24 protein-coding genes and 1 riboswitch are annotated in these 25239 nt (G+C 71.9%); of the genes, 10 read left to right on the top strand and 14 right to left on the bottom strand.

All coding sequences use genetic code 11. The features are described from left to right. Nucleotides 1-102 precede the first annotated feature (102 nt). A complete protein-coding gene (locus PV396_RS00190) occupies nucleotides 103-750 on the top strand; it encodes a sulfite oxidase-like oxidoreductase (protein ID WP_319199490.1) in 648 nt (215 codons plus the stop codon). Between the two features lie 33 nt (nucleotides 751-783). On the opposite strand, the gene PV396_RS00195 is transcribed toward PV396_RS00190, so the two are convergent. The 6 genes from PV396_RS00195 to thiO form a co-directional block, all read right to left on the bottom strand. Continuing rightward, a complete protein-coding gene (locus PV396_RS00195) occupies nucleotides 784-1269 on the bottom strand; it encodes a DUF4396 domain-containing protein (RefSeq protein ID WP_319199491.1) in 486 nt (161 codons plus the stop codon). Between the two features lie 87 nt (nucleotides 1270-1356). Further along, nucleotides 1357-2226: a deoxyribonuclease IV gene (locus PV396_RS00200; protein ID WP_319199492.1), complete on the bottom strand. Its 870-nt coding sequence runs from the start codon at nucleotides 2224-2226 to the stop codon at nucleotides 1357-1359. A 73-nt stretch (nucleotides 2227-2299) separates the two neighbouring features. Further along, nucleotides 2300-4258: a Stk1 family PASTA domain-containing Ser/Thr kinase gene (gene pknB, locus PV396_RS00205; RefSeq protein WP_319199493.1), complete on the bottom strand. Its 1959-nt coding sequence runs from the start codon at nucleotides 4256-4258 to the stop codon at nucleotides 2300-2302. A gap of 174 nt (nucleotides 4259-4432) precedes the next feature. Next, nucleotides 4433-5227 (bottom strand): thiazole synthase, encoded by a 795-nt coding sequence (locus PV396_RS00210; RefSeq protein WP_319199494.1) that lies wholly within the window; start codon nucleotides 5225-5227, stop codon nucleotides 4433-4435. Nucleotides 5228-5230: 3 nt separating this feature from the next. Further along, nucleotides 5231-5431: a sulfur carrier protein ThiS gene (gene thiS / locus PV396_RS00215; protein WP_319200578.1), complete on the bottom strand. Its 201-nt coding sequence runs from the start codon at nucleotides 5429-5431 to the stop codon at nucleotides 5231-5233. 8 nt (nucleotides 5432-5439) lie between these two features. Further along, on the bottom strand, nucleotides 5440-6612 hold the full coding sequence (gene thiO, locus PV396_RS00220) for a glycine oxidase ThiO (RefSeq protein ID WP_319199495.1): 1173 nt from the start codon (nucleotides 6610-6612) through the stop codon (nucleotides 5440-5442). Beyond that, a riboswitch (TPP riboswitch) is annotated at nucleotides 6610-6722 on the bottom strand. Its footprint overlaps the gene before it by 3 nt. Before the next feature lie 51 nt (nucleotides 6723-6773). Here thiO and PV396_RS00225 point away from each other — a divergent pair. From PV396_RS00225 to PV396_RS00250, 6 genes are all read left to right on the top strand, one after another. Next, complete coding sequence (locus PV396_RS00225; protein ID WP_319199496.1) at nucleotides 6774-7127, top strand: hypothetical protein; 354 nt, start codon at nucleotides 6774-6776, stop codon at nucleotides 7125-7127. 53 nt (nucleotides 7128-7180) lie between these two features. Next, the gene (locus PV396_RS00230) at nucleotides 7181-8419 is read left to right on the top strand and encodes an FAD-dependent oxidoreductase (protein WP_319199497.1); all 1239 of its coding nucleotides are present in this window, start codon (nucleotides 7181-7183) and stop codon (nucleotides 8417-8419) included. A gap of 97 nt (nucleotides 8420-8516) precedes the next feature. Continuing rightward, nucleotides 8517-8888, top strand: coding sequence for an Rv2175c family DNA-binding protein (locus tag PV396_RS00235; protein ID WP_319199498.1), 372 nt, complete (start codon nucleotides 8517-8519; stop codon nucleotides 8886-8888). A 97-nt stretch (nucleotides 8889-8985) separates the two neighbouring features. Further along, nucleotides 8986-9666, top strand: a complete 681-nt coding sequence (gene thiE, locus PV396_RS00240; protein ID WP_319199499.1) for a thiamine phosphate synthase — start codon at nucleotides 8986-8988, stop codon at nucleotides 9664-9666. A gap of 111 nt (nucleotides 9667-9777) precedes the next feature. After that, nucleotides 9778-10701, top strand: coding sequence for a methylenetetrahydrofolate reductase [NAD(P)H] (gene metF / locus PV396_RS00245; RefSeq protein WP_319199500.1), 924 nt, complete (start codon nucleotides 9778-9780; stop codon nucleotides 10699-10701). Nucleotides 10702-10757: 56 nt separating this feature from the next. After that, nucleotides 10758-11843, top strand: coding sequence for a hypothetical protein (locus tag PV396_RS00250; RefSeq protein WP_319199501.1), 1086 nt, complete (start codon nucleotides 10758-10760; stop codon nucleotides 11841-11843). A 31-nt stretch (nucleotides 11844-11874) separates the two neighbouring features. Here the strand turns inward: PV396_RS00250 and PV396_RS00255 are convergent, their stop codons facing one another. From PV396_RS00255 to PV396_RS00275, 5 genes are all read right to left on the bottom strand, one after another. Then, on the bottom strand, nucleotides 11875-13383 hold the full coding sequence (locus PV396_RS00255) for an NAD(P)/FAD-dependent oxidoreductase (protein WP_319199502.1): 1509 nt from the start codon (nucleotides 13381-13383) through the stop codon (nucleotides 11875-11877). Nucleotides 13384-13418: 35 nt separating this feature from the next. Beyond that, nucleotides 13419-14018 (bottom strand): DUF4126 domain-containing protein, encoded by a 600-nt coding sequence (locus tag PV396_RS00260; protein ID WP_319199503.1) that lies wholly within the window; start codon nucleotides 14016-14018, stop codon nucleotides 13419-13421. A gap of 381 nt (nucleotides 14019-14399) precedes the next feature. Beyond that, complete coding sequence (locus tag PV396_RS00265) at nucleotides 14400-15029, bottom strand: TetR/AcrR family transcriptional regulator (RefSeq protein WP_319199504.1); 630 nt, start codon at nucleotides 15027-15029, stop codon at nucleotides 14400-14402. 44 nt (nucleotides 15030-15073) lie between these two features. Next, nucleotides 15074-17158, bottom strand: a complete 2085-nt coding sequence (locus PV396_RS00270; RefSeq protein ID WP_319199505.1) for a YhgE/Pip domain-containing protein — start codon at nucleotides 17156-17158, stop codon at nucleotides 15074-15076. Next, on the bottom strand, nucleotides 17130-17924 hold the full coding sequence (locus tag PV396_RS00275; protein ID WP_319199506.1) for an ATP-binding cassette domain-containing protein: 795 nt from the start codon (nucleotides 17922-17924) through the stop codon (nucleotides 17130-17132). Before PV396_RS00275 ends, PV396_RS00270 begins: the two co-directional genes overlap by 29 nt. A gap of 176 nt (nucleotides 17925-18100) precedes the next feature. On the opposite strand from PV396_RS00275, the gene PV396_RS00280 reads away from it, so the two are divergent. The 3 genes from PV396_RS00280 to PV396_RS00290 all read left to right on the top strand — a co-directional run bounded on the left by PV396_RS00280 (nucleotide 18101) and on the right by PV396_RS00290 (nucleotide 20266). Then, entirely contained in the window at nucleotides 18101-18670 is a 570-nt protein-coding gene (locus PV396_RS00280) for an SAV_6107 family HEPN domain-containing protein (RefSeq protein ID WP_319199507.1), read from the top strand. A gap of 139 nt (nucleotides 18671-18809) precedes the next feature. After that, complete coding sequence (locus tag PV396_RS00285; protein ID WP_319199508.1) at nucleotides 18810-19580, top strand: methyltransferase; 771 nt, start codon at nucleotides 18810-18812, stop codon at nucleotides 19578-19580. A 275-nt stretch (nucleotides 19581-19855) separates the two neighbouring features. Next, entirely contained in the window at nucleotides 19856-20266 is a 411-nt protein-coding gene (locus tag PV396_RS00290; protein WP_318321074.1) for a DUF3040 domain-containing protein, read from the top strand. 105 nt (nucleotides 20267-20371) lie between these two features. Here the strand turns inward: PV396_RS00290 and PV396_RS00295 are convergent, their stop codons facing one another. Genes PV396_RS00295 through PV396_RS00305 form a run of 3 tightly spaced genes read right to left on the bottom strand, consistent with a single transcriptional unit; the run spans nucleotide 20372 to nucleotide 25160 of the window. Next, a complete protein-coding gene (locus PV396_RS00295) occupies nucleotides 20372-22759 on the bottom strand; it encodes a DUF3488 and transglutaminase-like domain-containing protein (RefSeq protein ID WP_319199509.1) in 2388 nt (795 codons plus the stop codon). After that, nucleotides 22756-24123, bottom strand: coding sequence for a DUF58 domain-containing protein (locus tag PV396_RS00300; RefSeq protein ID WP_319199510.1), 1368 nt, complete (start codon nucleotides 24121-24123; stop codon nucleotides 22756-22758). Before PV396_RS00300 ends, PV396_RS00295 begins: the two co-directional genes overlap by 4 nt. Beyond that, complete coding sequence (locus PV396_RS00305; RefSeq protein WP_319199511.1) at nucleotides 24120-25160, bottom strand: AAA family ATPase; 1041 nt, start codon at nucleotides 25158-25160, stop codon at nucleotides 24120-24122. The genes PV396_RS00300 and PV396_RS00305 overlap by 4 nt, the downstream gene beginning before the upstream one ends. Nucleotides 25161-25239: the final 79 nt, after the last annotated feature.

Consider the following 25239-nt stretch of genomic DNA (forward strand, 5'->3'; position numbering starts at 1 on the left):
CACTTAGTAAGTAAGGGCATGCTTAGTCCAAGTTATCCGGACTTGATGGAATTCGGTCGGGCCTGGTCATGCGTACTCTTCGTGGTCTGTCAGGATGGAGTCATGGGGCAGCCGGTGGAAGGTGAATCGGGACAGCGCGATTCAGGAGGTGCGGCGCAGCCCGAATTGCCGCCGGGGCAGCGAGTGCAGCGCGGCTGGCCGGTCACCCATTACGGGCCGGTGCCCAAATTCCGCCCCGAACGCTGGGAGTTCAGGGTTTTCGGCGCCACCGCCGACAGCGAGAAACGCTGCTGGAACCACGAGGAGTTCACGGCCCTCCCGTACACCTCCGTCGTGGCCGACCTGCACTGCGTCACGAAGTTCAGCATGCTCGGCGCCGAGTGGGGCGGAATTCCGGCGCGGACGATCCTGGCGGCCGCGCCGCCCGCGCCGGAGGTCACCCACGTCATGGTCTGGGCGGAATACGGTTTCAGTTCGAATCTCCGACTGGCCGATTTCGCGTCGGACGGCACGATCTTCGCCACCCACAAGGACGGCGAACTCCTCACCGCGGAACACGGCTTCCCGGTCCGGCTGGTGGTGCCGCATCTGTACGCCTGGAAGGGCCCCAAGTGGGTGCGCGGGGTGGAGTACATGACCGCCGACCGCCGCGGCTTCTGGGAGGAACGCGGCTACCACAACGTCGGCGACCCATGGCGCGAACAGCGCTACTCCTACCAGGAGGAGCCCGGCGACGGCCCCGAGCTCTGAGGTCATGAATCCTGAGGTCCTGTGCGGCCGAGGTCAGTGGTGGTACCGGTGCACCACCGCATGACCCTTGCCCCGGCCGATCGTCCACTTGTTGACGGGCGTGGTGACGACGAAGGCGATGGCCAGCGAGATCGCCAGCGCGCCCCAGAAGAGCAGATCGTCCAGCTGGGCGTCCATCGCGCCCGGCCACAGCGTGATCACGCCGTTGTCGACCAGTTCCATCACGGCGATCGACAGGGTGTCGGCGGCCAGCGCCACCTGGACGGCTCTACGGAGTCCGACGCCGGCGCGCAGGACCCCGCGCAGTGTGAGCGAGTAGCCGAAGAAGAACGCCAGGACGATCGCCAGCACGGTGGTGGGCAGGTTTCCCCAGCCGAGCGCCGTACCGATGACCATGCCGAGCACCTCGCCGATGGCGCAGCCGGTGAGGCAGTGAAGGGTGGCCTGGACGGCGGTGGCCCAGGTGGCGGCCGGTGTGTGCTGGTGCTGGTGTGCGTGTTCGGGTGTCTCGTGCTCCATGAGTAACCCCCGGGTGTCACGTGGTCACGGTTTCCTGCACTTGCCGCCAATATACCCCCCAGGGGTATTCTCGTTCTGTCTCTTTCTCTACCCGTCCCGAAGCTTCTTCAGGCGTTCCACGTCCGCCGCGTGTCCCTCCTTGCCGCCGGGCGTCTCGATGATCAGCGGTACGCCCTCGGTCGCCGGGTGGGTCATCAGCGCGCGGAACGGGTCCTCGCCGATATGGCCCGCGCCGATGTTCTCGTGGCGGTCCTTGTGCGCGCCGACCACGTCCTTGGAGTCGTTGGCGTGGATCAGCTTCAGCCGGCCCTCGCCGACCGTGTCGACCAGCAGATCGAGGGTCTGGTGCATCCCGCTCGGGCCGGTCAGATCGTGCCCGGCCGCGAAGATGTGGCAGGTGTCGAGACAGACGCCGAGCTTCGGGTGGGCGTCGAGCGCCTCGAAGTACGGCCCGAAGTCCCAGGTGCGCGAACAGAGGGAGGAGCCCTGCCCGGCGGTCGACTCGAGGAGCAGAAACGGGTCGTCGTCATGGGCGAGCTCGTCGAGCAGCGGCAGCAGATGCTCCCGTACCTGCTTGAGGGCCACGGACCGCTCCCGCCCGCCGGTCGCGCTCCCGGTGTGCACCACCACGCCCAGCGCGCCGATCTCGCGCCCGCGCCGCAGCGAGTGCCGCAGCGACTCCACGGACCGCTCGACGGTCGCCTCGGTGTGCGAGCCGAAGTTGATCAGGTACGGGGCATGGACGTATGCCGGGATCGAGCTCTCGGCGCAGGCCGCGCGGAACTCCTCGTCCTGCCGGGGACTGCCCACGGGCGTCGCCCAGCCGCGCGGGTTGGCGACGAAGACCTGCACGGTCTCGGCGAGGAGGTCACGGGCGTAGGACAGGCCGACGGAGTGGAGTCCGCCGGCCACGGGAACATGGCCGCCGACGGGGTTGCGGAGCTGCTTGCTGGTCACCCTCGAAGGGTGTCACGCGGCGCTCCGCGTCCCGTCGGCGGATACCGATGACCTGCCACCGCTGTCCGCCGGGTCAGCGGATCGTGATGGTGATCTTCGAACCCTTGGGCGCGGTGTCGCCGCCGTCCACGGACTGCTTCTTCACCGTGTCGCCGAAGAGCCCGAGCAGTCCCCGGTCCTCGTCGACCGTGAACCCGGCGCCCTCCAGGGCCTCCCTGGCGTCGCCGACACTGTCGCCCACGACATCCGGGACCTCGATCATCTCGGGGCCCTTGGAGACCGTCAGGGTGACCGTGTCGCCCTGTTCGGCCTCGCTGCCGGCCTCCGGCGACTGGGCGGCGACCTGTCCCTTGGCGAATTCGTCCGAGGTGACGGTCCGCTCGGCGACCTTGACCTTCAGCCCCGCCTGCTCCAGTACGGACTTCGCTTCGGCGAGCTCGGCGCCGGTGACGTCGGAGACCTCCACCGGGCTGCCCTTGCTGACGACGAGGGCGACCGCGGAACCCGCGCGCCGCTCGGTGCCCGGCTCCGGACTGGTACTGATCACCGAACCCCGGGGCACCTCCTCGCTGAACTCCCGGGTGACCATCCCCGGCTCCAGACCCTCGCGCTTCAGCACCGCTCTGGCCTTGTCCAGGCGGTAACCCTCGAGCTGGGGCACCGGCACGGTCTCCGGCCCCTTGGAGATGGTGAGCGACACGCTGTCGTTGTCCCGGATGCGCTCGCTGACCCCGGGATCAGTGCTGATGACGGTGCCGCGTCTCACTGTGTCGCTGTAGGCCTCGTCGATCGTGCCGACCTCGAGCCCGGCCTGCTTCAACCGGGCCTCGGCCTGCGCCTGCGTCATCGACAGCACCCCGGGGACCTGGGTGAACTGCCCGGAGTTGATGTACCAGACGCCCGCCCCCACCCCGAGGACGAGCAGTACGGCGGCGAGGACGGCGAGCGGCCCACGCCTGCTCCGCGCCCGCGGGGAGCGCCGGGAGGGCGGGGCGGGCGCCGGGGGAGCGCCGACCGTTCCCAGCCGGCTCGTCCGGTGCAACCGTCCCTCGTCGACCGGGGGTTCGATCTCGTTGACGGGCAGGGGCCGCGGCACGGCCAGCGCGCGCGGGATGACGCTCGTCAGGTCCTCAGCGTTGTCGTGCGCCGAGGCGACGGCCTGCGGCGGTACGGCGTCCAGTTGTTCGGCGCCGAGCGCGCTGCGCGTCTCCAGCACCAGCGCGAGCAGCGCCACGGCGTCGTACGGGCGGATGTCGGCGTTGCGCGCGGTCGCCGAGGCGACCAGCGCGTCCAGCTCGAGGGCCAGCCCGGGGACGAGGGACGAGGGCGGCGGCACGTCCTCGTGCAGGTGCTTGTAGAGCACCAGCGCGGGGGAGTCGCCGTAGTGCGGCTGGTCGCCGGTCAGCATCTCGTAGAGGACGATTCCGCAGGCGTACACATCGACCCGTGGGTCGGTGGTGCCGGTCTCGATCTGCTCGGGTGCGAGGTAGGAGACGGTGCCGAGGACGGCACCGGTCGTGTTGGTGACCGTGTCCACGGCCCGCACGAGCCCGAAGTCGGCGACCTTGACCCGGCCGTCGTCCCCTATGAGCACGTTCTCGGGCTTCATGTCGCGGTGCACGAATCCGGCCCGGTGGGCGGCGCCGAGCGCGGCGAGCACGGGCTCCAGGATGTCGAGCGCGGCCCTCGGCTGGAGCGCGCCGCGTTCACGGAGCACGTCACGCAGGGTGCAGCCGGCGACGTACTCCATGGCGAGATAGACGTACGACCCGTCGGTGCCCTGGTCGAAGACCTGCACGACGTTGGGGTGCGCGAGCCGGGCCACGGACTTCGCCTCGCGGATGAACCGCTCGACGAAGGACACGTCGGCGGCGAGCGAGGGGTGCATCACCTTGAGGGCGAGCACGCGGTCGAGGCGGGTGTCCACGGCCCGGTAGACCGTGGCCATCCCGCCGACCGCGATCCGCGCGTCCACGCGATAGCGACCGTCGAGCACCTGCCCGACGAGAGGGTCCTGAAGGGTCGTGTCCACGCAGGCGAGTGTACGAGCCGTCACTGACAGGGCCGCGATCTCACTCGGGAAAGCAGCAGGACTGAAGCCGACCTGTGACGCGAACCGAGACGGAGAGCCGCCGACGGTGGGAAGCCCCCACCGGAGAGCTCCCCTTGCCAGCGGGCTGGAAACGGGCGGTGCGCGGGTGGGAGATCAAAAATTGGGCCGCTCCGGATCCAGCACGGCCAGCCCCTCCGCAGGAGACGACGCCTCGGCGAAGTGACGCCGCGGAATCCGCCCCGCCCGGTAGGCCAACCGCCCCGCCTCCACCCCGCTCCGCATGGCGGCAGCCATCAGCACGGGTTCCTGAGCCCGGGTGACCGCCGACGCCAGCATCACCCCCGCACACCCCAGCTCCATCGCCAGCGCCACGTCCGACGCCGTCCCCGCCCCCGCGTCCAGAATCACCGGCACACGCGCGTGCTCCACGATCAGCTGGAAGTTGTGCGGGTTGCGGATCCCCAGCCCCGACCCGATCGGCGACCCGAGCGGCATGATCGCGGCGCACCCGACGTCCTCCAGCTTGCGTGCCAGCACCGGATCGTCGTTCGTGTACGGCAGCACCGTGAACCCGTCGTCCACCAGCACCTCCGCCGCGTCCAGCAGTTCGATGGGATCCGGCAGCAGCGTCCGCTCGTCGGCGATGACCTCCAGTTTCACCATGTCCGTACCGAGCGCCTCCCGGGCCAGCCGGGCCGTCAGCACGGCCTCGCCGGCGGTGAAGCATCCCGCCGTGTTGGGCAGCACCTGGATGCCGAGCCGTTCCAGCACCGACAGCACCGACCCGTGCACCGAGGGATCGACGCGCCGCATCGCGACGGTCGTCAGTTCCGTGCCCGAGGCCACCAGGGCCCGTTCCAGCACCTCGAGGCTGGGCGCGCCCCCCGTACCCATGATCAGCCGGGACGCGAAGGCCGTACCACCGAGGACAAAGGGATCGTCGGCCATGGTTCAGCCTCCCTGGACGGCGGTGAGGACCTCGACGCGGTCTCCCTCGGCGAGGGGGGTCGAGGACCAACGCGCGCGTGGGACGACGGTTTCGTTGAGCGCGGCGGCCACACCGGAAGGCGCCGGGGTGAGGGTCTTCACCAGCGCGTCGAGCGCGGTACCGGCGGACACCTCTTGCTGCCGGCCGTTGACCAGGATGTTCAGGGAATGGCTCATGCGAACTGCTCCATGCGTACGGCGTGGACGGCGTCGAACCGTCGAGGGGTGAAGGCGCGGGCCTCGTCCGGCAGTTCACCGGTGGCCAGGGCGGCGGCCATCGCGTCTCCGGTGACCGGCGTCAGCAGCACGCCGTTGCGGTAGTGCCCGGTGGCCACCAGAAGCCCGTCCAGCGCGGTCGGGCCCAGCAGCGGCGCGTTGTCGGGGGAGCCGGGGCGCAGTCCCGCGCGGGTCTCCGTCAGCGGCAACTCGGTGATCCCGGGGACGAGTTCGTGGGCGTCGCGCAGCAGCTCGTAGACACCGCCCGCCGTGACGGTGGTGTCCCAGCCCAGCTCCTCGCTGGTCGCCCCGACGACCAGCTCACCGTTCTCGCGCGGCACCAGATAGACCTGGCTGCCGCGCACCACGGCCCGCACGGTCCGGCTCAGGAAGGGCGCGTACCGCTGCGGCACGGTCACCCGCAACACTTGCCCCTTCACGGGCCGTACGGGTGGCAGCACAGCCTCCGGGACTCCCGCGAGCCGTCCGCTGAGGCTGCCCCCGGCCAGCACGACCGACCCGGCGGCCAGTTCGTCGCCGTCCGAGTCCGTGACCCCCACGGCCCGCCCCCGCCGTACCTCGAGCCGTTCGGCCCAGGTCCGGCGCAGCACGACCCCGGCGCGCTCGCACGCGGCCACCAGCGCCCCGGCCAGCCGTCGCGGATCGATCTGGTGGTCGCCGTCCACCCGCAGCCCCCCGCGCACGCCCGGCGCGAGCATCGGCTCCAGGCGCCGGCATTCGCGCCCGGACAGCCACTCCGACTGCAGGCCGGAGCGCTGTTGCAGGGCGTGCAGTTCGCGCAGCTCGGCGCGGTCGTCGGCGTCGAGCGCGACGGCGAGGGTGCCGCAGCGGCGGTAGCCGAGGTCATGACCGGTCAGCTCGGTGAGCTCGGCGACGAAGTCCGGATAGCGGCGGGCCGACTCCAGGTTCAGCCCCAGCAGGGTCTGCTCCCCGTGGTGCAGTTCGGTGACGGCGGCCAGCATCCCGGCCGCCACCTGCGCGGCCCCGCCGCCCGGCACGGGATCCACGACGGTCGTGGCGAGCCCGCGCTGCGCGGCCCGCCAGGCCGTCACCAGCCCGATGATCCCGCCGCCGACGACCACGACGTCCGAGGTGTGTGTACGCGACATGGGCGTCCAGCCCCTCCCTTCGCCGGCATGACCCGGATCAGGTTCGTACGGTCGGAGGCCGCCCAGCCTCCCTCTCAGCCCGGTGCGTCCGGGCTCCCGCGAGTGCTTACGCTGGTCACCCTAGCCCGCAGTGCGACGCCCATGTAAGGGAGCCCGTCCCCATGCCCCGCTCGCTCGACGGCCTCGTCCTCGCCCCTGTCACGGACCAGGCCCCAGGTCAGGTGGGGACGCGCACCCGGTTCACCTACCACGAGCGAAACGGCGAGATCTGGGCCGAGTACGCGGGCGGCGATGTCGTACGCGGCCATCTCGTGGGTACACGGGAAGGTGACCGGCTCGACTTCCGGTACGTGCAGCTGAAGCGCGACGGGACGACGTCCTCGGGCCACTGTGTGTCCGAGGTGACCGAACTGCCCGACGGGCGGCTGCGGTTGGCGGAGACCTGGGAGTGGGAGTCGCAGCCGGGCAGTGGGACGAGCGTGGTGGAACAGGTCGAGCGCGTGGTTGTGGAGTAGGTCACTGACCGCGCCCACTGACTGACAATTTGTCAGTTGTCTATGGTGATCGGGTGAGCGAGCAGACGCAGGCACAGGACACACCGGGCGGGCTGCGGGCGCGGCGCGTGGTCGTCGTGGGCGCGGGCATGGCCGGGGTGCAGACCGCGGTCGCCCTGCGGGAGCAGGGGTTCACGGGCACCGTCACGCTGCTGGGTGCCGAGCCCCATCAGCCGTACGACCGGCCGCCCCTGTCCAAGGCCGTACTGCTGGGCAAGGCGGAGGACTCCGCCTTCGACGTCGACTTCGAGGCCCTCGGTATCGAACTGCTGCTCGGGTGCGAGGTGCTGGGCGTCCGAGGCGCCGAACATGAACTGGACACCGCCGAGGGGCCCGTCCCGTACGACGTCCTGGTCCTCGCGACCGGCGCCGAACCGATCCGGCTGCCGGGCACCGAGGGCGTACCCGGGGTGCATCTGCTGCGGACCCTCGACGACGCCGAGCGGCTGCGGCCGGTCCTCGCACGTCAGCATGACATCGTGGTCGTCGGGGCGGGCTGGATCGGCGCCGAGTTCGCCACCGCCGCCCGCGAGGCCGGCTGCTCCGTCACCGTCGTGGAGGCCGCCGACCGGCCGCTCGCGGGCGCCCTGCCCGCCGAGGTGGCCGCGCCGATGGCCGCCTGGTACGCCGACAGCGGCGCCTCGCTGCGCACCCACGCGCGCGTGGCACGCGTCGAGCCCGGCGCGGTGGTGCTCGACGACGGCTCGCGGCTGCCCGCAGGCGCCGTCGTCGTCGGCATCGGGGCCCGCCCGGCCACGGCCTGGCTCACGGGCTCGGGGATCACCCTGGGCGAGCACCGCGAGGTCGTCGCCGACGACCATCTGCGCACCTCCCAGGCGGACGTCTACGCGGTCGGCGACTGCGCCTCCTTCCCCTCGGGAAGGTACGGCCGACGTCTTCTGGTCCACCACTGGGACAACGCCCTCCAGGGACCCCGTACGGTCGCCGCCAACATCATCGGGGAGTCCCCGGCGGTCTACGACCCCGTCCCGTACTTCTGGTCGGAGCAGTTCGGCCGCTTCGTCCAGTACGTCGGCCACCACCAGTCCGCCGACACCACCCTGTGGCGCGGCGACCCGGCCGGGCCCGCCTGGACGGTCTGCTGGCTGCGCGAGGGCCGCCTGGCCGCCCTGCTGGCCGTGGGCCGCCCCCGGGACCTGGCCCAGGGGCGCCGGCTGATCGAGGCGGGCACCCTGATGGACGCCGAGGCCCTGACGGACCCCTCCCGGCCACTGAAGGCGGCCACGGCGTAGGGCCGGGCGTTGCCCGACGCGGCTCGACACCATCACAACGGCGCAGGTCACAGGGGTCCCGCTTCCGACTGTCAGTGCGGGATGGCAGGCTTGTCCCGTGACCGAGATTGACGCAAAGATCGATGCTCTCGTCCCCGCCTGGCTCACGCTGCCCGACATCGCGGAAATCCTCGACATCGAGGTGACACGCGTCCGGCAGTTGGTCAAGGAGGGCCAAGTGATCGCCGTACGCCGTGGCGAGAACCGCGCGCTGCACGTCCCCGCCGCCTTCATCGACGGGGCCGAGCAGAAGGTCGTCAAGGGCCTCACCGGCACCCTGACGCTCCTGAGGGACGACGGCTTCTCCGACGAAGAGATGCTCGAGTGGCTCTTCACTCCCGACCCGAGCCTGCCCGGCACCCCCGCGCAGGCCCTCAGCGAGAATCGCGGCACGGAGGTGAAGCGCCGGGCCCAGGCGCTCGCCGTCTGATCCGACCAGCCGCCGGTGTGCGGGCCTCGGCCCGCACACCACCACACAGGGGCGCGCCCGGGTGAACACCCAGGGGCGCGCCCATGGGGGGACACGTATGCCCGAGACGACCGACACCGTGCCCGGGGCGAGCGCCGGTACCGCCCGTGCGCGGCTCGCCGACGCCCGGGTCTATCTCTGCACGGACGCCCGCAGACGGCAGGGCGACCTCGCCGAGTTCCTCGACGCCGTCCTGGCCGGCGGGGTCGACATCGTGCAGCTGCGCGACAAGGGCATGGAGGCGGCCGAGGAACTGGACCACCTCCAGGTCTTCGCCGACGCCTGCGCCCGGCACGGCAAGCTCCTCGCCGTCAACGACCGCGCGGACGTCGCCCACGCCGCCGGTGCCGACGTACTTCATCTCGGCCAGGGCGACCTCCCCGTCCCGGCGGCCCGCGCGATCCTCGGCCCCGACGTCCTCATAGGCCGCTCCACGCACGCCGAGTCCGAGGCCGAGGCGGCCGCCGTCCAGGAGGGCGTCGACTACTTCTGCACGGGCCCCTGCTGGCCCACCCCCACCAAACCGGGCCGCCACGCCCCCGGCCTCGACCTGGTCCGCCACACGGCCGGGCTCGCCACCGAGCGTCCCTGGTTCGCCATCGGCGGCGTCGACCTGGGCAACCTGGACGAGGTGCTGGCGGCGGGCGCCACCCGCGTGGTCGTCGTACGGGCGATCACCGAGGCGACCGACCCGGGCGCGGCGGCGGCGGAGTTCGCCAAGCGGCTGCGTTCGTGGTGAGCGTCGGCTGAGCCACCGCCAGGTGTCCGAGTCGTGGACAACAAGGCGACAATCCGGGCAAATTTCCGCCATCCGGTTGGGAGACCGCCGCCCCCTGACTAACCTGCGGGTATGGCCCTCGGAACCGCGTCCACCCGAACCGACCGCGCACGCACTGTGCGCGACATGCTCGCATCCGGCAAGACCACGTACTCCTTCGAGTTCTCGGCGCCCAAGACCCCCAAGGGCGAGCGGAGCCTGTGGAACGCGCTCCGGCGGGTCGAGGCGGTAGCGCCGGACTTCGTGTCCGTGACCTACGGGGCGGGCGGGTCGACGCGCGCGGGCACGGTCAAGGAGACCCAGCAGATCGTCTCCGACACCACGCTCACCCCGGTCGCCCACCTCACCGCGGTCAACCACTCCGTCGCCGAACTGCGCAACATCATCGGCCAGTACGCCGACGCGGGCATCCGCAACATCCTGGCCGTGCGCGGCGACCCGCCCGGCGATCCGATGGCCGACTGGGTACCGCACCCGAGCGGTCTGACGTACGCCGCCGAACTCGTCCGGCTCATCAAGGAGTCGGGCGACTTCTGCGTAGGCGTCGCCGCCTTCCCCGAGACGCACCCGCGCTCACCGGACCGGGACACGGACGTCACGCACTTCGTCGACAAGTGCCGGGCCGGCGCGGACTACGCGATCACCCAGATGTTCTTCCACCCGGAGTCCTATCTGAGGCTGCGGGACGCGGTCGCGGCGGCGGGCTGCCCGACCCCGGTCATCCCCGAGGTCATGCCCGTGACCAGCGTGCGGATGCTGGAGCGGTTGCCGCAGCTCAGCAACGCGGCCATCCCTTCTACCCTGAAAGAGCGGATCCTCACAGCCAAAGACGACGCGACGGCTGTACGCTCCATTGGCATCGAGTTCGCCACGGAGTTCTGCGCGCGACTGCTGGCCGAGGGAGTTCCCGGGCTGCACTTCATTACGCTGAACAACTCCACGGCATCGCTGGAAATCTACGAAAACCTGGGTCTGCACCACCCACAGCGGGCCTAGACCGGCCGCACGGGCGTACGACACACTGCGTAGCGGCCACTGGGAGAGGGGCGTACATGGGCTGGACGGTCCTCTACATCGCGTTTGGCGTCGTCGCGCTGTGGCTACTCGGAGAGGTTCTGCTCCAGTACAAGGCGCGGCTGCGCTGGCGTCTGCTGGCCTTCGTCGGCTTCCTCGGCGTGGTCCTCGGCGTGCTCATCCCGAATGTGCTGGTCATCGGCCTGGGCGCCGCGGCCTTCGCGGTCGGCCAGACCTACGTCACGCTGTCGTTCCGCAGCGGCTTCTCGGCCGGTTGGGCCGTAGCGGGCCGCACGGGCCTCCTCGCGCGGTTCGGCAAGAAGGGCCGCCGCGAGGGGGAGCACCAGGACCCGACGCTGGAGGTCTCCGACCTGGAGGCCACCGAGAGCGCCTACGGGCAGGGCAACGGCACGGACGCGGACTTCGGCGACTTCGGCCGCAGCCCCGCGGAGGGCGCCGGTAACGATGCCTACGACACCGGTGCCGGAACGTACCAGCAGGGCGAGGACTTCGACCGCGACTACGACCGGGACGACGTCTTCACCCCCGCCCGCCCCCTGCGGCCCACGGAGACCGGGAACACGGCCGTCTACGAACCGCAGCCCATCCCCGACGAGACCGGCACGTACGGCATATACAGCGATGCCGCCTACGCGTCGGCGACCGGCCAGGACCAGTCCTACGCGGGCGCGGGCCAGGACCAGTCGTACGCGGCCGCGGCCCAGAACGGCGACCAGACCTACGGCTACGACGGCTACACCGGTTACGACCAGCAGCAGTACGGCTACGACGCCTCGGGCCAGCAGCAGTACGCCGCCTACTCCGACCCGTACATCGGCCAGGGCTACGGCGGCACCTCGTACGACTCCGGCTACGACCAGCAGCAGTACGGCGGCCAGCAGGGCTACGGCCAGGACCAGTACGGCAACGGCGGCTACCACGAGACCCCGTCGAACGGTGTCTGGGTCCCGCAGCAGCGCAACACCGACGACCCGTTCTTCGGCGGTGAACTCCCGCCGGAGCAGCAGTATCCCTACCAGGACAACGGCAACGGCCAGGGCGGTGCCAACGGCAACGGGCAGACGCACGGGAACGGGTTCGACGAGCAGCAGTACCGCTTCTGAGGTCCGCCGCCCCGCCCGGGCGCCCGGGGACTCACTGCGAGCCCCGGAAGCCCGGCCCCTCCACGATCAGCCCGGCCACCAGCGCACCCGACATGCCCGCGTGCGCGAGCCCGCCCCCGGGGTGCGACCAGCCGCCCACGCGGTACAGCCCCGGCAGCCGGGTGCTGTTGGCGGGATGCAGGAAGTCCCCGTTCCCGCCCGCCAGTGAGGGCGCCGGCATGCCCCCGAGGAACGCGCCCGTCTCGTCCCCCGAGTGTCCTGGCGTCCGTATCTCCCGCCACAGGATTCGCTCGCGCAGCCCGGGAATCGCGGCCTCCGCCGCGCCGACCATCAGTTCCGCGAACCCCTCCGCCGGGCCGTCCGCACCCCAGTCGCCCATGACCGCCGCCGGGGCGCTCAGGACCACGGACTCGTGCTCCTCGTCGGGCCGCAGCCCGGGATCGTCCGGCCGCAGCACGGTCACCGTGGGCCGAACCGGGCCGTTCCCCTCCCCGCTGATCCAGTCCAACTCGGCCTCGCGGTCCGGCGCGTGCACCACCGTGCGATGCGCGGCACCCTTCTCGCGGGCCCCGCGCAGGGCCAGCAGCACGGTGAACCGGCCCGGCGAGGGCGTCGACGCGTCGGGAAACACGTCACCGTCCTCGTCGAGCGTGTGCTCCGCCAGCCCCTTCAGCCGTACGGGATCCACGCCCGCCACGACATGGTCGGCCTCCGTGACCGTGCCGTCGGCCAACTCCAGCCCCGCCGCCCGGCCGTCCTTCTCGACGATCCCCATGACCTCGGCCCCGAAGACGAACTCGACCCGCCGGGCCACGCACCGCTCGTACACCGCGCGCGCCAACTCCCGGATGCCGCCCCGCACATACCAGGTGCCGAAGGCGTGCTCCATGTACGGCAGCACGGCCGCGCTCGCCGGAACGGCCCGGGGATCGAGGCCGAACGCCAGGGCGTGACTCTCGAGGAGGGCGGCCAGGCGCGGGTCGCGCAGCTCCCAGGCGGCGACCTCGGAGAGGGTGCCGGCCCGACGGGTGCGCAGCAGCCGCTTGTGGGGGACCGCCGGATAGGGCTCCCGCTCCGCCAGCACCTGCCAGTCGGTCCACAGGGGCTCCTCCAGGAGCGGTCTGCGGGTGCGGTCCCAGGCCTCGCGGGCCCGGACCAGGAAGTCGCCCCAGCGGTCACCCGCCCCGGGGCCGAGAGCCGCCTCCAGCGCCTGGACGACGCCCGCGCGGGACGCGTTCGGCAGGGCGACCTCCGTGCCGTCCGGGAAGACGTGCCGCGAGGACGGGTCGACCTGGACCAGCTCGACGCACTCCTCCAGGGGCTGCTTGCCGGTCTTGACGAACAGGTCGCGGTAGACCGCGGGCAGGGTGAGCAGCCCCGGGCCCGTGTCGAACGAGAAGTCGTCGCGCTCGAAGCGGCGCACCGCTCCGCCGTACGTCTCCCCACGCTCGTACACCGCCACCCGGTGGCCCGCGACGGCCAGCCGGGCAGCGGCCGCCATCGCGCCCATGCCGGCGCCGATCACCGCAATCCGTGCCATACGAGGGACTTTATCGGCCCCCACTGACAATCCCGTCAGGGGCCTGTGACCAGCCGTTTCTCCTCGCGCCGCTGCGCCCGGCGGCGCAGGAACCGTCTGATCCGGGAGACCAGGAAGTACAGCACGACCAGGCCGGTGAGCAGCAGCGCGCCCGCGATGATCGCCGCCGCCTGCGGGTGGAACATCGCGACCGTCACGATGCCCGCGACTCCGAGGTCCTCGGCGACGCTCACGATCACGTTGCTGAACGGTTCCGGCGAGGTGTTGACCGCCATCCGCGTCCCGGCCTTGACCACATGGCTGGCCAGCGCCGTCGAACCGCCGATCGCACCCGCGGCCAGATCGGACAGCGAACCGCTCTGCCCGGCCAGCAGCGCCCCGACGACGGCCCCGGAGACCGGCCGGATCACCGTGTGCACCGCGTCCCACGCCGTGTCCACGTACGGGATCTTGTCGGCGACCGCCTCGCACAGGAACAACACGCCCGCCGCGACGAGGACTTCGGGGCGCTGCAGCGACTCGGGGACCTCGTCGCTCAGCCCGGTCGCGCCGAAGACGCCGAGGAGGAGCACCACCGCGTACGCATTGATGCCGCTGGCCCAGCCGCTGGTGAACACCAAGGGGAGTACTGACACGGACGCGATGGTAACCAGTCGGCAACGGCGTGTCGTGGGGGTGAGCGCGCAGGGCTGAGTACGCGTACCTAGGGGGAGAGATGAGTAGGCGCACGGATGGGCGACGACCTGCGCGAACGGGAGAGTGGAGACACGGAAAAGGGCACGGCTCCGGTACCGCCGACACGGGGCGGCGGAACGGTGCCGAGGCCCTGGACCGCTCCTTCCGCCGATCCGTCGGCGGGAGCGAGACACCGGGGGATCCGGGGGAACGACCGCACGGGGGAACAGGGGGGTACGGGGGAAACGGGGGAGCAGGAAGGAAGCGCCGGTTCGAGGTGGCCCGCGGGGGACGCGGCCACAACGGACCGGCGCTTTCCTGTGCACCCGGACCCCGCCCGCTCAGCCCTTGCCGCCCACCCGTCCCTGAAGCAGCCGGGACAGCGCCGAGTGGACGTCGTCCAGGGAGCGTTCCGGCTGGAAGGACTGCCAGTCCAGGGCGGCGACCAGGACCATGCCGACCAGGGCCGCCGCGGTCAGCGGGATGTCGATCTCGTCGCTGAGCTCGCCGGCCGCCACCGCCTCGCGCAGGACGTCCTCGATGACCGCCACCGCCTGCTGCCTGACCACCATCAGGGTGGACTGCCAGGCCCGGTTGGTCCGCCACAGCTCGGCCACGTACAACTGGGTGAAGGCCGGATAGCGGCTGATGAAGACGAGCCCGGCCCGGACCATCGCGTCCAGGGCGTCGATCCTGGTGCCGCCGTCCCGGGTGGTCTGCTCGGCCGCCTCCCGAAGGGAGGCGGTGAGGAGTTCCACACCGTGGCGCAGCAACTCCTCGAAGAGGACGGACTTGCTCGCGAAGTTGTAGTAGACCGTGCCCTTGGCGACGCCTGCCCGTTCGGCGATCTCGTCCACCGTGGTGGCGGAGAAGCCCTGTTCGGCGATGAGCGTGACGGCTGCCTCGTAGAGCTTCTGCCGGGTGGCCTCGCGGCGCGTACCGCCGCCCGACGCGGTCCTGCTGTGTTCCATGGCTCCGATTCTCACAGGAACACCGGGCACCCGCTGACGAGACGTCACAGGCTCAGCTCCGGGTGCAGCCGGTCCAGGGTCCACACTTGCCTGCGACGGGCCGACACGGCGGTCAGCGCCAGTGCGCCGGCCGTGAACGCCGCCAGCACGGCACACGCCTGCCACACCGGGCCGAGCCCACCGCCGGTGATGAGCCTGCGCAGCGCCTCGACGACATGGCTCATCGGCATGAACGGGTGGATGGCGTTGAAGAAGTCGGGGCTGGTCTGCACGGGATAGGTGCCGCCCGCGGACGTCAACTGGAGCATCAGGAAGGCGAGTACGAGGATCCGTCCCGCCGGTCCGAAGCGGGCGTTCAGCCACTGGACGATCGCCGCGAAACACGCGGTGACCAGGAACAGGAAACCGACTGTCCCCGCCGCCCGCACCATCTCCAGGCCGACCGCCCAGTGCAGTACGGACATCAGGGCCACGGTCTGGAGCACGCCCAGGGCGGCCACGGGGAGCCAGCCCGCCAGGGTGATGCGCCACGCGGAGGCGCCCGCGGCGAGCGCGCGCCGGTTGAGCGGCGGGATCAGCATGTAGGCGACCATCGCGCCCACCCAAAGGGACAGCGGGATGAAGTAGGGGGCGAATCCGGTGCCGTAGTTGGGTGCCTTGTGCAGGTCCTTGGACGCCAGTTGGACCGGGTCGGACATCACCTGGGTGCGCGCGTCACGGTCCTGCCGGTCGTAGTCGGGGATCCGCCCGGCGCCGTCGTGCAGTCCGCCGGCGAGCTTCCCGGAGCCGTCGGCGAGCTTGAACATGCCTCCGGAGAGGTCGTCGGCGCCCGTCCTGAGCTCCTGGACGCCCGTGTCCAGGGCCGTGGCGCCGGCCCTGGCGGTGGTGAGCCCGGTGTGCAGCTTCCGCGCTCCCGTGGCCACCTGGGCCGCCCCGGCGTTGAGCCGGTCGACCTTCCGGACGGCGTCGTCGAGGTCCTCGGAGAGGCGCGGGGCGCGGTCGGCGAGCGACTGGGCCTGCTTCTGCAGCGTGGCCAGTTGCCGGTCGAGGCGGTCCAGGTCGCCGTTCTGGTCGGCGACCAGGGTGTCGACGTCGTCGGCGACCGTCGCCACGTCCGCCGCCGCCTTCCTGGCCTTCTTCAGGTCGGCGCACGCGGCGTCGGGCAGCACCGCGGTCTCGCAGCGCGCCCGGTAGACGCCGTCCAGGGTGGTGGAGGCCGTGTGGGCGCCCTCGGCGGCGACCGGGGCGGCCTTCACCAGGGTGCCGAGGTTGCGCCGGACCGTACCGGCCGAGTCGGCGACGAGCTGGGCGGCGTCCCCGATCGTCTTCTCGTTGTCCTCGAGGAAGGGCCCGAGCCGGTCCGAGACGCCGTGCACCCGGTCGGCGAGCGTCTGCGTGCCCGCGGCGACCTGCCGCGATCCGTCGGCGAGGTCGCCCGCGCCCGTGTCCAGCTTCTTCAGTCCCCGGACCAGCTTGCCGCTGCCCGCCTCGGCGTCCTTCAGCCCGTCGGCGAGGTCCTTGGATCCCTTCTCGGCCTTGCCGATGCCGCCCGTGAGGGTGTCGGCGCCCTCGGCGGCCTTCACGGTCTGCCCGTGGATGTCGGAGAACGAGACGAAGATCCGGTCCAGGAACGACCGCGACGCCTTCGTGGAGGCCGCCGTACGCACCTCGCCGAACACCGTCCGGGAGATCTGCCCCACGATGTAGTTGTTGGCGTCGTTGGTCCGCACCTGGAGCGCGCCCGTCTCCGGAGCGTTGCCCGAACTGGACGCGATCCGCCGGCTGAAGTCGGCCGGCATGGTCAATGACAGGTAGTACGTGCCGTTCTCGACGCCCTCGCGCGCCTCGGCCGCACTCACCTCGTGCCACTCGAAGGTGTCGCTGTCCCGCAGCCCCTTCACGATGTCGGCCCCGGCGGTGAGCTCCTTCCCGGAGACGCTCGCCCCCCGGTCGTCGTTCACGAGCGCCACGGGGATGCGGTCGAGCCTGCCGTACGGGTCCCAGAAGGACCACAGGTACAGGGCGCCGTACAGCAGCGGCAGCAGCAGGAGCGAGGCCAGGGCGGCCCGGGGGAGCCTGCCCCGGCGGAAGCGCCTGAGCTCAAGCGCGGCCAGTCTCGGGGAGCGCATCCGCCGTCTCCTTCTCCTGAGTCTCGATCTCGTGGGTTCCGGTCTCGTGCGGTTCCCGCGCGCGCGGGAACGCCGACACGGTCGATACCGCGACGGCCCCTTCGGGTGCCTCGCTGCACACCGCGACGACGGTCGTCCCGGCCTCGGCGATCGACCGCAACATGGCCCACACCTCGGCCCGTTCGGTGTCCGACAGCTTGAGGTCCGTGTCGTCCACGCCCAGCAGCCGGGGCCCGCCGACCAGCGCCAGCGCCACGGACAGCCGCAGCGCCTCCAGCCGTTCCAGATCGCGTACGGCCGTCCGGGAGCCCTTGGGCAGGGCCTCCAGGTCGAGACCGGCCGCCGTCAACGCGGTGGTGACCCGCAGCCTGTTCTCGGCCAGCCGCTCCGCCCGTGGCCGCAGCAGCCCGCGCAGGGAACCGCCGAACCGGCGCTGGAGCAGCGCCCGTTCGCGCAGGTGCTCCCCGACGGTGAGGGCGGGCTCGAGGTCGGTGATCCCGGGCACGTGCGCGAGCGCGCTCGCGTGGCGTACCGCCGCCAACTGCTTGGGCAGGCTCCACCCGCCGACCTCGGCCGAGCCCTCGGTGGGCCTCATCCGGCCCGTGAGCGCGAGCAGCAGGCAGGTGCGTCCGGACCCGGACGGCCCCTCCAGTGCGATCAGCGAACCGGGTTCCGCGTCGAAGGACACCTCATGGAAGGCCCAGCCGCGAGGCCCCTTGAGCCCGAAGGCCCGGGCGGTCACCCCGAGTCCGTGGGGACTCTCCACGTGCCCATCTCCCTCGTGAATTCTTTGAACTGACTGGTCAGTGCAAAAGATAGCTCGAACCTTCGATCGAAGCAAAAGACCAGGTCAGAACGGATTGTCAGTGGCATACCGCACGATGGGCACATACGGCACCTCCCGTCGGGACGTGCCGTCACACAGACGACAGGAGGTTCGTCATGGCCAGCTCGAACGCAGCCGCCGCCCCACGGCGCCGCGCCCCCGGCCCTGTCCCCTCACTGACCGGGCCGGCGGGAGACGTGCACCCCGTGCTCCGCCGGGCCACGGCCCCGCCCGCGGCCCTCGACCTGCTCGCCCAGGCCCGCGCCGGACTCGACGAGGCGGCCGTCCTGGAGACCGCGAACGAGCGGTACGCCACCGCCCACCTCGCCGCCCTGCGCACCGCGGCCGCGGTACTCGCCGCCCGGGGCCGCCCCGAACCCACCCCCAGGCGCCGGGCACGCATCCGCAGCGCATGGGAAGTACTCCCCGAGATAGCTCCCGAACTCGCCGAGTGGAGCGCGCTGTTCGCCTCCGGTGCCCGCCGCCGCGCCCGCGCCGAGGCCGGCATCCAGGGCGCCGCCAGCAGCCGCGACGCCGACGACCTGATCCGCGACGTGGCGATGTTCCTGCGCCTCGTCGAGCGGATGCTCGTCCTCCAGCCGGTGCTGCCCCAGCCGCGCCACGACCCGGACAGGTCCCCGGGGACGGCCCGGGACAGGGACCGGGACGTCCCTGACGCGGGCTGAGGCGGATGTCCGGGTACGTCACCGGAGGCAATAGGGTGGTGGGGAAGTCGCAGCCTTTCCGCAGCCCACCGGGGCCGGGGAGGCGCCCCGTTCCCTCCGCCCCGACCAGAGGCGGCGCCGCGCCGAGGAGTCACCTGCCGTGTCGAACCCGACTCGCCCCCGCGCCTCTCTCCGTACCGCAGTCGTCTGGGAGGTCCTCCAGGACGCCCTGGAACGCCGCGTCAAAGCCACGGGGCGCGAGTCGCTGGACGTCCTCGACACCGGCGGCGGCAGCGGCAACTTCGCGGTGCCCGTCGCCCGCCTCGGCCACCGTGTCACCGTCGTCGACCCCAGCCCCAACGCGCTGTTCGCGCTGGAGCGCCGGGCCGCCGAGGCCGGCGTCGCCGACCGCGTCCGCGGCGTCCAGGGCGACGCGCACGGCCTCTTCGACGTGGTCGAACGCGGTGGCTACGACGCGGTGCTCTGCCACGGCGTCCTGGAGTACGTGGACGACCCCGCCGAGGGCGTCCGCAACGCGGTGGCCGCCCTGCGCTCCGAGGGCGTCCTCAGCCTGCTCGCCGCCGGTTTGGGCGGCGCCGTGCTGGCCCGGGCCCTCGCAGGGCACTTCAAGGAGGCCAGGCAGGCCCTCGACGACCCGAACGGCCGCTGGGGCGAGAGTGACCCCGTGCCCCACCGCTTCACCGCCGAACAGCTCACCGCGCTGGTCGAGAGCGCCGGCCTGCGCGTCGGCGCCGTACACGGCGTACGGATCTTCGCCGACCTGGTGCCCGGCGTCCTCGTGGACACCGAGCCCGGCGCCCTGGACGCGCTGCTGAAGCTGGAGGCCGCGGCGGCCGAACAGGCCGCGTTCCACTCCGTGGCCACCCAGCTTCATGTGCTCGGTGAGACGCCGGGGGCCACCGAGGCGTGAGTCACCTCCGGTGGCGGAGCGCTGATCAGGGGCTCGGCCGCAGATGGAGTACGCCACAGGCCCCCCGATCGGCCGCCCGGAGCCGTATGATCGAGGGAGACCGCCCGGCATGACGGCCCGGTTGCTGGGGAATGAACGCCTCAGTAAGCCGGACGGCCATGGCGGATTCCGGTTGCCAATTGGCGTAGAGGGGCGGGTTTCACGGGGGCGATTCCCTGCCTATCCTGAAGGGGACCCCCGGTCGCCCCGGCGACTGCACGAATGAGGAGGACTCCGTGCCGCTCTCGGAGCACGAGCAGCGAATGCTCGAGCAGATGGAGCGAGCGCTGTACGCCGAAGATCCCAAGTTCGCGACAGCGCTTGAGGGAAGCGGGCTGCGCACGTACACCCGGCGACGGGTCTACCAGGCGGTCGCGGGCTTCCTCGTAGGTATCGCGCTCCTCATGGCCGGAATGGTCGCACAGCAGATTTGGGTCAGCGTGGTGGGGTTCCTCGTCATGCTGGGCTGTGCGGTATTGGCTGTGACGGGTTGGCGCAAGGCTCCCAAGCCGGGTGAACAGCCCGCCGCGGGTGCCGCCCCCGGAGCCCCGCACGCTCGCCGACAGGGTCGGCAGCGGCGCTCCATGATGGACCGCATCGAGGAGCGCTGGCAGCGCCGGCGCGACGAACAGCAGGGTGGCCAGTAGCCCTTCGGGCCGCAGTTCCCCGAGTTGTGACCGCAGGACGTGAAACGGCGGTGGCCCGGAACCCTTGAGGGTTCCGGGCCACCGCCGTGTTCGGCCGCCGCGCCGTCAGCCCTGCTGGCCCCACGGCTTGCGCAGGGCCGGCCTCGCCGCCACGACCCGCTCGCCGAGCGCGGACCAGCGCGCCGAGAGCGCCCACACCACACGTACGGTCGAACGCGGGACGAACATCGCGCGCAGCCGCGTGCCCCGGCCCACCGAGGCGCGCAGGGCGTCCGTCGCCCGGCGCACGTCCTCCGCGAGCCCCACCGTCGGACGGGGAGTCGGCGCGTACAGGACCTGCTCCACGGCGTCCGCCACCCGGTGCACGGATTCCGCCGCCGCTGGATCGAGAGCGCCGAGGCGCACGATCCGGGCCGCCGCCTTGCGGGGCGTCTGGGACTCCTCCGGGCTGATGCCGAAGTCCCAGGCGGTGTCGGTCAGTTCCTGCCAGGCCGACAGCGCGTGGACCGTCGCGTCGGCGTCGGCGCGGCCATGCGCCCCGAGCCGTACGCCCCGGATCCGCAGCCGCCACAGCATCGGCAGCAGCAGGAGCGCCAGCACGGCGAGCGCACCCAGCGTCCACCCCAGCTCCGGGGACCACCAGCCGCTGTCGTCGTCCTGACCCAGTGCCGTCTGCGCGGACTCGCTCGCGCAGCCACCGTCCAGCCGCCGCTGCGCCGCCGTGCAGGTCTCGCTCGCCGAAGCCGAGTCGGACGGCGCGACGGTCGCCTGCTGCGACGGCACGTCCGGGTTCGGGATGGTGCTGGGCGTCTGGGACTGCGTGTACTCCGGCACCGAACCGCGGGTCGGGGTCGGCTCGAAACGGGTCCAGCCGACGCCCTCGAAGTACAGCTCGGGCCAGGCGTGCGCGTCGCGCAGCCCCACCGAGATCGTGCCGTCCGGCTGCGGGGTGCCCGGCGCGAAGCCCACCGCGACCCGGGCCGGGATGCCCAGCGTGCGGGCCATCGAGGCCATCGCGAAGGAGAAGTGGACGCAGAAGCCCTCCTTGTCCCTCAGGAACCGCGCGATCGCGTTGGAGCCGCTGCCGACCTGCACCTGGGTGTCGTACCGGAAGCCGCCGCTCACCGCGAAGTAGTCCTGCAGCTTGACCGCCTGCTCGTAGGCGTTGACCGAACCGGCGGTGACCTCGCGCGCGGTGCGCGCCACGATCGACGGCAACGACTCCGGGACCTGGGTGAACTCGCGCACCAGCGCCGGGTCCGGCTTCGGTGCCTCGGCGAGCTGCTCCGCCGTCGGCTGCACGTCCAGGCTCGTCACCGTGTACCGCGCGCCGCGGGTGTTCTGACCGTGGTCACCGACGAGAGTGCGGCCCACGGGCTCGAAGCGCCAACTGCCGTCGATCTTCACACCGGTCGCGGGGTACGGCATCGGGAGCCAGTCCTGGGCGTACCAGTCCGCTGCCGAGATGGACGTCGTGATCTCGGTGCGCCGTACGTCCGCCCGCAGGCCGATCGGCGTCGGGAACGTGTTGGGCACGTCCTGGATGTGCCGCTGGGACGGCTTCCACGCGGTGCCGTCGAAGGAGTCCAGCGAGACGATCCGCAGGTACATGTCCTGGGTGTCCTCGCTGCTGCTGCGCACGGACATGACCTGGCGGTCCTCGTTGACGTTCAGACTGTCGCGGAGTGACACCAGCGGGTTCACGGCGGAGATCGTGCCGCCGTTCCCACTGCCCGAACCCACACCGCCGCCCGCGGCGCCCAGCAGTCCGCCGTCGAGCGAGGGCAGCGCCAGCGGCACCACCAGGGCGACGCCCAGCGCGACCGCGCCGATCCGCCGTCCCGTGCGGACGGGGGCGATCGCGCCGCCCGCCGGCTGTTCGCCGGGGGCGCGCGGTGCGCCGCCGAAGACCCGGCCCCATTGGGAGAGCCGGTCCCGGCCCTCGGCCAGCAGCAGCATCAGATAGCCCGCCGCGGCCAGGAGGAACCACACCCAGGCGCCGCCGCCGTCGGCCAGCCCGGCGGCGACCGAGTACAGCGCGAGGAGCGGCAGCCCGGCCGGAGCCGCGCTGCGGAACGTCACCGCGAGGGTGTCCACCATGAGCCCGATCAGCAGCGCACCGCCGACCAGCATCAGCCGTATGCCGTCGGACAGCGGCGCCGGAATCGCGTACCGCCCGACGTCGTCCGCGCCGCTCTGCAGCAGTGTGCCGAACTGCTGGAAGGCGTCCGGGCCCGGGACCAGACCGAAGAAGGCCTCCTCACGGACGAACACCAGGGTCAGCAGGACGAGGGAGACGAGAAGCTGCGCCGCCACCGTCAACGGCCAGGCCAGCGGCACCCGCCGGGCCCCCGCGCCGACGACCGTCTGTATGCCCAGCAGGAAGGCCACCTGGAGCAGCCAGCTCACGTCCTCGACCAACGGCAGCAGGGCACACGAGGCCAGCATCGTCGCCACCCAGGCGCACAGCGCCAGTCGTGCGCGCCCGCTCATGACCGTCCCTCCCCGCCGCTGAGGGCACCGAGACCGGAACGCTCCCGGTCCGCCTGACGCCACAGGTCGCTCATCGCGGCCCCTCGCGGTACCCGCACCGCCGTCCAGCCCGCCTCGCGCAGCATCCGCAGCGACTCCTCGCCCGGGTCCTCGGGACCCGGCACATCGTGGGGCTCCCGCACCCAGGTCTCGCTGTCCAGCACGAAGGCGATCGCCCCGCCGCTGCGCTGGCGCATCTTGGCGGCCACCGCGGCCTGCTCCTCGTCGAGATCGCCGAAGAACGCCATCAGCAGCCCCTCGCCGCCGGCACGCAGCACGTCGTACGCGCGGGAGATGTCCATGCCGTCCGAGTGGTCGATCACCGCGAGCGTGTCCATCATCAGTCCGGCCGCGTCCGCCGACTCCTGGCTGGCGCCCGCGAAACCCTCGGCGCCCTCACCGGGCACGGAGTTGCCCGTGTCCGTCAGCAGCCGTACGGAGAAGCCCCGTTCGAGCATGTGGACCAGGACGGAAGCGGCGCCCGACACCGCCCACTCGAAGGCCGAGTCCGGGCCCGCGCCCAGATAGGCGATGCCCCGGGTGTCGAGGAGCACCGTGCAACGGGCGCGCTGCGGCTGCTCCTCGCGGCGCACCATGAGCTCGCCGTAGCGGGCGGTGGAGCGCCAGTGCACGCGGCGCAGGTCGTCGCCGTAGCGGTACCCGCGCGGGATCACGTCGTCCTCGCCGGCCAGCGCCAGTGAGCGGTGCCGGCCCTCGCCGTACCCCTTGGCCTCGCCGGTCAGCCGCGCCGGCGGCAGGGTCTCCACGCGCGGGATCACCGTCAGGGTGTCGTACGTGGAGAAGGAGCGGGTCAGTTCGCACATGCCGAACGGGTCGGTCAGGCGCAGCTGGAGCGGGCCCAGCGGATAGCGTCCCCGCAGGTCGGAGCGGACCCGGTAGGACACCTCGCGGCGCCCGCCGGCCTCCACCCGGTCCAGGACGAAACGCGGACGCGGACCGAGCACGTACGGCACCCGGTCCTGGAGCATCAGCAGGCCCGTGGGCAGCCGCGAGACGTTGTCCATCCGGAGATGGACGCGGGCCTCGGCGGCGGCGGGCACGCGCGCGGGGGAGAGCCGGCGGCTGCCGGCCACCCGGTAGCGCGTGCGGTACAGGACGGTCGCGCAAACCAGCGGGAGCACGGCGAGCAGTACGCCCACCCGCAGCAGATCGCTCTGCCCCAGGACGTACGCGCAGATGGCGGCGGCGACCCCGGCGGCCAGGAAGGAGCGCCCTCGGGTGGTGAGGCCGGCCAGCGCCGTGCGCACGCCGCCCTTGTCGCTCTGGTCGTCGTCCTCCGGGTGCCCCGGCGCCTCTGCGCTCATCCAAGCCTCCGCGGCGGCTGCTGGCCGAAGTCGGGCGCGGAGCGGCCCATGCCGAACCCGCTCTGCTGCTGGGGTGCCGCGGGCACCGCGGTGCGCTGCAGGATCTCCTGGACGACCTGCTCGGAGGTACGGCGGTTGAGCTGGGCCTGGGCGGTGGGCAGCAGACGGTGGGACAGGACGGCCACGGCGAGGGCCTGCACGTCGTCCGGCAGCGCGTAGTCCCGGCCGCTGAGGGCGGCGGAGGCCTTCGCGGCGCGCAGCAGATGCAGGGTGGCGCGCGGTGAGGCGCCGAGTCTGAGATCGGGGTGGGTGCGCGTGGCGGCGACCAGGTCCACCGCGTATCGCCGGACCGCCTGCGCGACGTGCACGTTGCGGACGGCCTCGACGAGCTTCACGATGTCGTGCGCGTGGGCCACCGGCTGGAGGTCGTCCAGCGGGGAGATGCCGCCGTGCACGTCCAGCATCTGGAGTTCGGCCTCCGCGCTGGGGTAGCCGATGGACACGCGGGCCATGAAGCGGTCGCGCTGTGCCTCCGGGAGCGGGTAGGTGCCCTCCATCTCGACCGGGTTCTGGGTGGCCACCACCATGAACGGGCTGGGCAGCTCGTAGGTCTGCCCGTCGATGGTGACCTGGCGCTCCTCCATGGACTCCAGGAGCGCGGACTGGGTCTTCGGCGAGGCACGGTTGATCTCGTCGCCGATCACGATCTGCGCGAAGATCGCCCCCGGTTTGAACTCGAAGTCGCGGCGCTGCTGGTCCCAGATGGACACACCGGTGATGTCCGAGGGCAGCAGGTCCGGCGTGAACTGAATGCGCCGCACGGAACAGTCGATGGACTTGGCCAGCGTCTTCGCCAGCATGGTCTTGCCGACGCCGGGGACATCCTCGATCAGAAGATGCCCCTCGGCGAGCAGCACGGTCAGCGAAAGCCGTACGACCTCAGGCTTGCCCTCGATCACTCCCTCCACCGAACTGCGGACTCGCTCCACAGTGGCGGTCAGATCAGTGAGGCTCGCTCGATCGTCATAGGTCGTCACACGGCCCTCCTCGGCCCGTTCTTTCTCCGGGCCGACGCCTGCGATGCGGACCGGCCCACCCCGAAACACGGACACCACA

Source organism: Streptomyces sp. ME02-8801-2C, assembly GCF_033793965.1.
Lineage (GTDB): Bacteria > Actinomycetota > Actinomycetes > Streptomycetales > Streptomycetaceae > Streptomyces.

What these genes read in the sequence shown, in the direction of transcription:
- PV396_RS00190 (WP_319199490.1), top strand. Translation starts at nt 103, where the DNA reads ATGGGGCAGCCGGTGGAAGGTGAATCGGGACAGCGCGATTCAGGAGGT.
- PV396_RS00195 (WP_319199491.1), bottom strand. Translation starts at nt 1,269, where the DNA reads ATGGAGCACGAGACACCCGAACACGCACACCAGCACCAGCACACACCG.
- PV396_RS00210 (WP_319199494.1), bottom strand. Translation starts at nt 5,227, where the DNA reads ATGGCCGACGATCCCTTTGTCCTCGGTGGTACGGCCTTCGCGTCCCGG.
- thiO (WP_319199495.1), bottom strand. Translation starts at nt 6,612, where the DNA reads ATGTCGCGTACACACACCTCGGACGTCGTGGTCGTCGGCGGCGGGATC.
- PV396_RS00225 (WP_319199496.1), top strand. Translation starts at nt 6,774, where the DNA reads ATGCCCCGCTCGCTCGACGGCCTCGTCCTCGCCCCTGTCACGGACCAG.
- thiE (WP_319199499.1), top strand. Translation starts at nt 8,986, where the DNA reads ATGCCCGAGACGACCGACACCGTGCCCGGGGCGAGCGCCGGTACCGCC.
- metF (WP_319199500.1), top strand. Translation starts at nt 9,778, where the DNA reads ATGGCCCTCGGAACCGCGTCCACCCGAACCGACCGCGCACGCACTGTG.
- PV396_RS00250 (WP_319199501.1), top strand. Translation starts at nt 10,758, where the DNA reads ATGGGCTGGACGGTCCTCTACATCGCGTTTGGCGTCGTCGCGCTGTGG.
- PV396_RS00255 (WP_319199502.1), bottom strand. Translation starts at nt 13,383, where the DNA reads ATGGCACGGATTGCGGTGATCGGCGCCGGCATGGGCGCGATGGCGGCC.
- PV396_RS00265 (WP_319199504.1), bottom strand. Translation starts at nt 15,029, where the DNA reads ATGGAACACAGCAGGACCGCGTCGGGCGGCGGTACGCGCCGCGAGGCC.
- PV396_RS00270 (WP_319199505.1), bottom strand. Translation starts at nt 17,158, where the DNA reads ATGCGCTCCCCGAGACTGGCCGCGCTTGAGCTCAGGCGCTTCCGCCGG.
- PV396_RS00280 (WP_319199507.1), top strand. Translation starts at nt 18,101, where the DNA reads ATGGCCAGCTCGAACGCAGCCGCCGCCCCACGGCGCCGCGCCCCCGGC.
- PV396_RS00295 (WP_319199509.1), bottom strand. Translation starts at nt 22,759, where the DNA reads ATGAGCGGGCGCGCACGACTGGCGCTGTGCGCCTGGGTGGCGACGATG.
- PV396_RS00300 (WP_319199510.1), bottom strand. Translation starts at nt 24,123, where the DNA reads ATGAGCGCAGAGGCGCCGGGGCACCCGGAGGACGACGACCAGAGCGAC.